A 2343-nucleotide genomic window follows, 5' to 3' on the forward strand; every position below is an offset into this window, starting at 1 on the left:
AGGTACAAAAGGTCGTTTTTTATGAAATTTAGGTTTAAGCCTCTTATTTTAATTGTGTGTGCTTTATTGCTGATTGGCTGTATTAGCAGCGAGCAGGAGTATGATCATCCGCTCTATGACACCTCCGCAAGTGCATTTCCAGTGCAACAGTTTGATTCGTTTTCCGAATATCAACAAACCATTCAAGCTTGGCTGGAAGAGAATCGTGTGTTTTTGCAAGACGATCATGCAGCGGAGCTTTCGTATAATACCCCTTTTGAAATCATGCCAAACCAAGCAAATTCGGTGAAAAAAGGCATTATTTTTGTGCATGGCTTAGGTGACTCTCCATGGTCTTTTGTCGATGTTGCTAAAGAGTTCGCTGATGACGGTTACTTAGTACGTAGTGTGTTGCTTCCGGGACATGGCAGTCGCCCGGCCGATTTAGTGCCGATAAGTATATCTGATTGGGAAAATACGGTTAAAAATCAAGTTGAAATTATGCAGAAAGAGGGGCTGGAGGTTTCTTTATCTGGGTTCTCTACTGGCGCGAATTTGGTGACGGATTATGCGAATAGCGACCCAAGCATAGAGGCTCTGTATCTGTTTTCTCCCGCGTTTAAATCTGACAGTGATATTGATTTCCTTGCACCTGCTGGCGCTCTATTTGTGGATTGGGTGTTCCAAGGCGATCCGCAAAATCACAACAATCTAATGAAATACAATAGCGTACCTTTGAATGGCTTTGCGCAGTATTACTGGACTAGCTACGAGGTTCAAAAATCTCTAAAAAGAAAACCATTCGACAGGCCAGCATTTTTAGCCGTCACTCAAGATGACAGTGTCGTTAATGTTACTGAAGTCCTTAAACTGTTTGAAACGCAGTTTACCAATGCAAACAGCCGATTTATTTGGTTTGGAGATAAACCAGATACGCTAGATAAACGCGTTGTCCATTTCGACAGTCGTGTGCCGTCAAAACGCATCAGTAACTTCTCTCACATGAGTTTGTTATACCGTGAAGATAATTTCTATTATGGCGCTAATGGTAAATTCCCAATGTGTCGTAACAGTACCGATCCTCTTGATTATGAAGCTTGTTTAAATAGTGATGAACCATGGTATTCCGCTTGGGGATACAAGGAAGAAGGGAAGGTTCATGCAAGGTTAACCTACAACCCATATTTTGACGAAATGTTGGATTACGCCAAATCTATCACTGCCTTATAAAGGCGACATTAGAAGGACACTAAAATGTATCAAAAACCATCCCCTGCATTACCATTGGGGCTGATATCGTTGCTATCGCTGTTGTTTGCTGTCCCAGTAAACGCAGATTGGAAGGAAACGGGCTTACACTTAAAGTTGGTTGATCTGTTAGACAGGGAAGACGGCTATTGTATTGATGTTGCTGGAAGTGGTGACTATGTAAGATTCGATTTGCCGTTATTGACGCACAATTGCAAAGAAGGCTTGTACGCTGATGAGGCGGTGACCCATAGAGATGACGGGGCATTGTTCTTTCCGGCTTTCGAGGCATGTGTCACGGTTATGGGCGTTAATAATAATTCGTTACCTTACAATTCGCTGATGTTAAAACGCTGCCACATCGACGAACCATTTTTGAAAGCCACTCAGTTCCAAACGTTTGAGTTTACAGAGGACAAACAGGTTCAGTTGGTGGGTTCTAACCTTTGTATTACTGCAGGCGATGTATCTAAAGTGACCTACAGTGCGGCGCACCGTTGGAGAAGCTTGTATATGCAGGAGTGCAATGTTGCCGACAAAGCGTTATCTCAATGGCAAATGGTTAAACCAACGACTCGTTAGTCGATATCTTAAGTAAGCAGCTAAAAGATAGAAATTAAACGAACTCAAAGCCTCAGTATTGACGCTGTTCTCAACAGCTTGAAGACTGAGGCTTTAATGTTTTAGGCGAGACAAGATCATTGATATTAATCGGAAAACTGCTTTTTGCTTTTATAGCGAGTAGGATTGAAAGAAATGGCGTATTTGTCCGGTTTACTAGTCAGTATCCAAATTGACTCTGAAATGTCACATCATCAATAAGCGAAAGTATGTTGAAAATAGAACAAGTTACCCCTCATATCGGTGCGCGAATCCATGGAGTCGATCTCGCCACATGCAGTGTGACTGAGCTCGATGAGGTTTATCAGGCGCTGATTACCCATCAAGTAATCTTCCTAGGTGATCAAGTACTCTCACCAGAACAACACTTGATGATTGCAGAGCGATTTGGACAGCTCGAGCTTGCGCATCCCTTCTTTCCTCGCGTCGAAAGCGCACCTCAGGTGAGTGTCATCGAAACAACCCGTGGTAATGCACCCATGGAAAGCTATTGGC

Annotated in this window: 3 protein-coding genes; all 3 read left to right on the plus strand. The window is 42.9% G+C overall.

All coding sequences use genetic code 11. The features are described from left to right. Nucleotides 1-21: 21 nt before the first annotated feature. A complete protein-coding gene (locus AB4496_RS22255) occupies nucleotides 22-1209 on the plus strand; it encodes a carboxylesterase (RefSeq protein ID WP_102258547.1) in 1188 nt (395 codons plus the stop codon). A 24-nt stretch (nucleotides 1210-1233) separates the two neighbouring features. Then, nucleotides 1234-1809 (plus strand): hypothetical protein, encoded by a 576-nt coding sequence (locus AB4496_RS22260; RefSeq protein WP_102258546.1) that lies wholly within the window; start codon nucleotides 1234-1236, stop codon nucleotides 1807-1809. 248 nt (nucleotides 1810-2057) lie between these two features. Next, nucleotides 2058-2343, plus strand: a 286-nt coding sequence (locus AB4496_RS22265; protein WP_372131988.1) for a TauD/TfdA family dioxygenase, incomplete at its 3' end; no start/stop codon positions are given.

It is taken from the genome of Vibrio sp. 10N.222.46.A1 (assembly GCF_041473595.1).
In the GTDB taxonomy this organism is placed as follows: Bacteria; Pseudomonadota; Gammaproteobacteria; order Enterobacterales; family Vibrionaceae; genus Vibrio; species Vibrio tasmaniensis_A.

Excerpts from the sequence above, each read along its gene's own strand:
- AB4496_RS22260 (WP_102258546.1), top strand. The coding sequence starts at position 1,234 with ATGTATCAAAAACCATCCCCTGCATTACCATTGGGGCTGATATCGTTG.
- AB4496_RS22255 (WP_102258547.1), top strand. The coding sequence starts at position 22 with ATGAAATTTAGGTTTAAGCCTCTTATTTTAATTGTGTGTGCTTTATTG.